This window comes from Nocardia testacea NBRC 100365, assembly GCF_000308775.1.
GTDB classification, from domain to species: domain Bacteria; phylum Actinomycetota; class Actinomycetes; order Mycobacteriales; family Mycobacteriaceae; genus Nocardia; species Nocardia testacea.
This window is the reverse complement of sequence record NZ_BAGJ01000118.1, coordinates 1-5,903: the sequence shown is the minus strand read 5'-3', so window position 1 is coordinate 5,903 and position 5,903 is coordinate 1. Positions and strand designations below refer to the sequence as shown.

The 5,903-nt window shown below is 67.5% G+C and carries 7 protein-coding genes; 5 read left to right on the top strand and 2 right to left on the bottom strand.

Annotated elements, in window-relative coordinates:
• Together ON38_RS16785 and ON38_RS16780 are read left to right on the top strand one after the other, a co-directional pair.
• Nucleotides 1-2,223: DNA translocase FtsK (locus tag ON38_RS16785; RefSeq protein WP_039825766.1), on the top strand; the 2,223-nt coding region annotated here is incomplete at its 5' end.
• Between the two features lie 127 nt (nucleotides 2,224-2,350).
• Nucleotides 2,351-3,355 (top strand): TerC family protein, encoded by a 1,005-nt coding sequence (locus ON38_RS16780; RefSeq protein ID WP_039825762.1) that lies wholly within the window; start codon nucleotides 2,351-2,353, stop codon nucleotides 3,353-3,355.
• Nucleotides 3,356-3,402: 47 nt separating this feature from the next.
• Here ON38_RS16780 and ON38_RS16775 read toward each other — a convergent pair whose 3' ends face one another.
• Together ON38_RS16775 and ON38_RS16770 are read right to left on the bottom strand one after the other, a co-directional pair.
• A complete protein-coding gene (locus ON38_RS16775) occupies nucleotides 3,403-3,687 on the bottom strand; it encodes a YciI family protein (protein ID WP_039825761.1) in 285 nt (94 codons plus the stop codon).
• Between the two features lie 82 nt (nucleotides 3,688-3,769).
• Nucleotides 3,770-4,321, bottom strand: coding sequence for an amino-acid N-acetyltransferase (locus ON38_RS16770; protein ID WP_039825760.1), 552 nt, complete (start codon nucleotides 4,319-4,321; stop codon nucleotides 3,770-3,772).
• A 131-nt stretch (nucleotides 4,322-4,452) separates the two neighbouring features.
• Between ON38_RS16770 and pgsA the strand changes: the two genes are divergently transcribed.
• From pgsA to ON38_RS16755, 3 genes are all read left to right on the top strand, one after another.
• The gene (pgsA, locus tag ON38_RS16765; RefSeq protein ID WP_083872739.1) at nucleotides 4,453-5,085 is read left to right on the top strand and encodes a CDP-diacylglycerol--glycerol-3-phosphate 3-phosphatidyltransferase; all 633 of its coding nucleotides are present in this window, start codon (nucleotides 4,453-4,455) and stop codon (nucleotides 5,083-5,085) included.
• Nucleotides 5,082-5,597, top strand: a complete 516-nt coding sequence (locus tag ON38_RS16760) for a CinA family protein (protein ID WP_039825764.1) — start codon at nucleotides 5,082-5,084, stop codon at nucleotides 5,595-5,597. Before pgsA ends, ON38_RS16760 begins: the two co-directional genes overlap by 4 nt.
• Nucleotides 5,598-5,704: 107 nt before the next feature.
• Nucleotides 5,705-5,903 (top strand): helix-turn-helix domain-containing protein (locus ON38_RS16755; protein ID WP_039825763.1); only part of this gene is annotated, 199 nt, incomplete at its 3' end.

The following is a 5,903-nucleotide window of genomic DNA, read 5'->3' as shown; positions in this document are numbered from 1 at the left end:
GCTGTCTGGCTGTCCGCGGGTGGCCCGATCGGGCGTGCGGTGGACGCGGTGATTCGTGCGATCACCGGTTCGGCTTCGGCGTTGCTGCCGTTCGTCGCCTCCGGTATCGCGGTGGTGCTCATGCGTACCGAGCCCCGTCCGGAGATCCGGCCCCGGCTGGTGCTGGGCGGTCTGCTGATCGGTTTGCCCCTGCTCGGGCTGTGGCATATCGCCGACGGTGCCCCCACCGACGCGGCCGGGCGCGCCGACGGTGCCGGGTTCGTGGGATTCGTCATCGGCGGCCCGGTGACCGACGGCCTCACCGCCTGGCTGTCGGTGCCGATCCTGCTGCTGGCCATGGTGTTCGGAGTGCTGCTGGTGACGGGCACGACGGTGCGGGAAGCGCCGCAGCGGCTGCGCGAATTCTTCGGCGCGCCCGGATACGAGGGCGAGGCCGACTACCGGGACGGCTACGACCCGGTCGACGAGTACGAGACCGGCGCCGGGGAAGCTCCCGGCCGGTCGCGCCGCCGCGGCCGGACTCCGGCCGAGAGCTACCCGGCCGACGAATTCCCGGGGCCCGCGGGTGAGCCACCCCTGCGTGATGCCAAACCGATCACCGACGCCCCGGACGGGGAACAACCCGCGCCGCGCAAGAGGCGCAAACCCGCCACGCCCGCGGTGGTCGATCAGACCCCGCCGCCGCCTCCGGAACCGGAATTCGTCGCCGACCGGGTCATCGAGGGCGATTACACGTTGCCGCCGATCAACCTGCTCGTCGAGGGCGATCCGCCGCGCAAGCGCAGCGCCGCCAACGAATCGATGATCGAGGCGATCACCGAGGTCCTGGTGCAGTTCAAGATCGATGCCGCGGTCACCGGGTTCGTCCGGGGCCCGACCGTCACCCGGTACGAGGTGGAGCTCGGGCCGGGTGTGAAGGTCGAGAAGATCACCGCGCTGACCCGCAATATCGCTTATGCGGTGGCGACCGAGAATGTGCGGCTGCTCGCGCCGATCCCCGGAAAATCCGCCGTGGGTATCGAGGTGCCCAACTCCGACCGGGAACTGGTGCGTCTCGCCGACGTGCTCACCGCGCCGGCCACCCGCAACGACCATCATCCGCTGGTCATCGGGCTGGGTAAGAACATCGAGGGCGAGTTCGTCTCGGCCAATCTGGCCAAGATGCCGCATCTGCTGGTCGCGGGTTCCACCGGTTCCGGTAAATCGAGTTTCGTGAACTCGATGCTGGTGTCGCTGTTGCAGCGGGCCACACCGGACGAGGTCCGGATGATCCTGATCGACCCGAAGATGGTGGAACTGACCCCCTACGAGGGGATCCCGCACCTGATCACGCCCATCATCACCCAGCCGAAGAAGGCCGCCGCGGCGCTGGCCTGGCTGGTGGAGGAGATGGAACAGCGATATCAGGACATGCAGGCCAGCAAGGTCCGCCATATCGACGATTTCAACCGCAAGGTGAAATCCGGCGCCATCACCACGCCGCTGGGCAGCGAACGGGTGTACCGGCCCTACCCCTACATTCTGGCGATCGTCGACGAACTCGCCGATCTGATGATGACCGCGCCCCGCGACGTCGAGGACGCCATCGTCCGGATCACCCAGAAGGCCCGGGCCGCCGGTATCCACCTGGTGCTGGCCACCCAGCGGCCGTCGGTGGACGTGGTGACCGGCCTGATCAAGACCAATGTGCCGTCCCGGCTGGCGTTCGCGACCTCCTCGCTCACCGATTCCCGGGTGATCCTCGATCAGCCCGGCGCCGAGAAACTCATCGGTATGGGCGACGGCCTGTTCCTGCCGATGGGCGCCGGTAAACCGACCCGGTTGCAGGGCGCGTTCATCAGCGACGAGGAGATCCACGCGGTCGTCGAGTTCACCAAGAATCAGGCCGAGCCCGAGTACACCGAGGGCGTCACCGCGGCCAAGGCCGGGGAGAAAAAGGATGTCGACCCCGATATCGGCGACGATCTCGATGTATTCCTGCAAGCGGTGGAACTTGTGGTCACCTCGCAATTCGGGTCCACGTCCATGCTGCAGCGCAAATTGCGGGTCGGGTTCGCGAAGGCGGGCCGGCTGATGGATCTGATGGAGACGCGGGGCGTGGTGGGGCCGAGCGAAGGGTCCAAGGCGCGCGATGTGCTGATCAAACCGGACGAGCTCGACGGCCTGCTCTGGTCGATCCGCGGTGGAGGCGACGAGGAGGCGCCGGCACCGGACGCCGGCTGACCGGTGTCCTGCCGTAGGCGCGGGCGCCGATATGCGACCATAGCGGGCAACCACCCCGCAAGTCGGCTGAATCGGGCATATCGGGCATTATTGGTGTCATGACTCGCACCGCTGAACGGATCACTGTATGCAGGTAACCGCTCTCGTCTGGGGAATCACCATTCTGGTGATCCTCGGGTTGTTCGTCTTCGACTTCTTCGCCCATGTGCGCACCCCGCACGAACCGACCTTCCGTGAGTCCGGCTTCTGGTCCGCGGTCTATATCGGCCTGGCATTGGCCTTCGGCGGGGTGATCGCCTGGAAATGGGGCGGAACCTTCGCCGGTGAGTACTACGCCGGTTTCGTCACCGAGAAAGCCCTCTCGGTGGACAACCTCTTCATCTTTCTGATCATCATGTCCACCTTCGCGGTGCCCCGGATCTACCAGCAGAAGGTACTGCTCATCGGCATCGTGGTGGCGCTGGTCATGCGCGGTGTCTTCATCGCGGTGGGCGCCGCCGCCATCAGCGCCTTCAGCTGGGTGTTCTACCTGTTCGGATTCTTCCTGGTCTACACCGCGGCCAAACTCCTCAAGGAGAGCGGCCACGAGGTGGAGGAGGAGCAGAAACGCGACAGCCGGATCGTCGCGCTCATCAAACGCTTCGTACCGACCACCGAGACCTACGACGGCGACAAACTCATCACCCGGATCGACGGGCGACGCGCGCTCACCCCGATGCTGCTCGCACTGGTGGCCATCGGATTCGCCGATCTGCTGTTCGCTCTCGACTCGATCCCGGCCATCTACGGCCTCACCGAGGAGCCCTACATCGTGTTCACCGCGAACGCGTTCGCGCTGATGGGGCTGCGCCAGCTCTTCTTCCTGATCGGCGGGCTACTGGACCGTTTGGTCTATCTGTCCTACGGTCTGGCGGCCATTCTGGCCTTCATCGGCGTCAAACTGGTGCTGCACGCGCTGCACGAGAACAACTTGCCGTTCATCAACGGTGGTGAGCACGTGAACGTCCCGGAGATCTCCACCGCGCTGTCGCTGTCGGTGATCCTCGGCATCCTGGTCGTGGCAACCGTCGCCAGCCTGCTGCGCACTCGGGGACAGGCCCGGCCGAAGTCGGCCGCGGGTCCGGGCGAGTAGCCGGCGCGTCCCGGCCGGGACGATGCCCGGCCGGGACGCGGTACCACTCAGTCGGCGAACGCGCCGAGGACGGGCTGCCATTCGACGGCCCGGACCGCGTCGATCAGCTTCTCCTCGGCGAACGGGTCCTGGGCCAGCAGTTCGTCCAGTGCCGCGGCGTCGCTCGCGCGGAAGATGAGCAGCGCACCGGAACCGTCCGGGTACGGGCCGCTGCTCAGCAGCGCGCCCGCGGCGAGCCGGTCGGCCAGCCAGGCCCGGTGGCGCGGGCGATGGGTGTCCCGGGCGGGCACGGTGGCTTCGGAGTAGGTGTAGTGAACAGCGAAAACAGGCACCCGGCGACTCTAGTGCGCGCCGGTGGCGCCGCGATCTCGACCATCCACCGGCTGGGTGCGGTGGCCGCCGGAGCCGGGCTCATCAGAGCGTGAGCAGCATCCGGGTATTGCCGAGGGTGTTCGGTTTCACATAACTGAGGTCCAGGAACTCCGCGACACCCGTGTCGTAGGACCGGCACATCTCCGCGTACACCTCGGCGGTCACCGGGGTGCCGTCGATCTCCGCGAAACCGTGCCGGGCGAAGAACTCGACCTCGAAGGTGAGAACGAACAAGCGTCGCAACTCGAGTTCCCGGGCCACCTCGACCAGCTGCTCCACGATGACTTTGCCCACACCGTGGCCCTTCACCTCGGGCAGGACGGCCACCGTGCGCACCTCCCCGAGGTCGGCCCACAGCACGTGCAGCGCACCGCAGCCCACCACGCGGTCGCCGAGTTCGGCCACCCAGAACTCCTGTACCGACTCGTACAGATTGACGAGGTTCTTCTCCAGCAGAATGCGGCCCGCGTACACGTCGACGAGCGATTTGATCGCCGGTACATCGGAGGTGCGGGCGCGACGCACCCGCACGGTGGCGGTCTGCGCACCGGGCGCGTCGCTGGTCGAACCACTCAGTGGTCCCCGTGAGGTCATGGGGTGCACAGTAGTCGGCCGGGCTACCGATAGTCTGAGTGTGTGCCGCAGACTCCGCCCTCCCGCTCGTCCTCGCGCGCCTGTCCCGGCGCCGCGGCGCATAGGCGGCCATGAGCGTGCACCCCGAGGAGATGGACCGGCGTCTGGCCGTGCCGGGACCACCGCGTGGTGGTCTCGTGCCCGCTCCGGCCGAATCCGCGGTTCCGCTGCTGAACATCGCGAACATCCTCACCATGATCCGGATCGCGCTGGTACCGCTGTTCGTCCTGGCGCTGTTCGCCGGTGGCGGGCACGAGACCGGCTGGCGGATCGCCGCGACGCTGCTGTTCGCCCTCGCCGCGATCACCGATCGGTTCGACGGTCAGCTCGCCCGCAAATACGGCCTCGTCACCGATTTCGGCAAACTCGCCGATCCCATCGCGGACAAGGCGCTCATCGGTGCGGCGCTCATCGGGCTCTCGCTGCTGGGTGACCTGCCGTGGTGGATGACCGTCGTCATCTGCGCGCGCGAGATCGGGATCACCCTGCTGCGGCTGGCGGTGGTGCGTCGCGGGGTCATTCCGGCCGGTCGCGGTGGAAAACTCAAAACCCTTGTCCAATCGGTGGCCATCGGGGTGCTGCTGCTCCCGCTCTCGGGTGGTTTCGCCACCGCGGGAATGACGCTGATGTGGATCGCGTTGGTCCTCACAGTGGTCACCGGCTTGGACTATGTCGGTCAGGCGGCGAGATTGTGGATCGCCGGCCCGCACCGGACCCGCGGATGACGCCCGGGCACACCGGCCCGCTCACCGCCGGAACCGCGGCGGCCGATCTGGTCGCCGCGCTGAAGGAGAGCGGGCAGACGGTCGCCACCGCCGAATCGCTGACCGCGGGTCTGGTCTGCGCGACCATCGCCGGGGTGCCCGGCGCCAGCGCGGTGCTGCGCGGCGGACTGGTGGTGTACGCGACAGACCTCAAACACACTCTGGCCGGGGTCGACGAACAGGTGCTGGCCGCCGAGGGGCCGGTGGCCGCGAGTACCGCCCAACAGCTCGCGGTCGGTGCCCGGGACAGCTGCGGCGCCGACTGGGGAATCGCACTCACCGGGGTCGCCGGGCCCGACCCCCAGGACGGGATCGAGGTGGGCACCGTCTTCCTCGGATTCGCCGGACCCGGGCATACCGAGGTGATGCGGTTGAAACTCACCGGCGACCGGTGGAATATCAGGTTCACAGCGACACAGGCCGCGGTTCGGGAACTGCTGCGGTGTGTGCGGGGCGAATCACCCACCCGGTGAGCAGTTCCGCGACCGGCCCGGGAACCCACGGGGCCGGTTCCGACGTTGTGCCAAGAGAGAACCGCGTGCGTGCCGTGGGCGACGCCTACCGGGAGAAGGAGAACTCGATGACGCTGCTGCGAGAAGCGATCGGGGACAGTCTGCGGCGTGCGCGCCTCGCCCAGAGCCGGACCCTACGCGAAGTTTCGACCTCGGCGCGGGTGAGCCTGGGCTATCTCTCCGAAGTCGAGCGGGGTCGTAAGGAAGCATCCAGCGAACTGCTGGCCGCGATCTGCGAGGCGCTCGATGTACCCCTGTCCAGGGTGC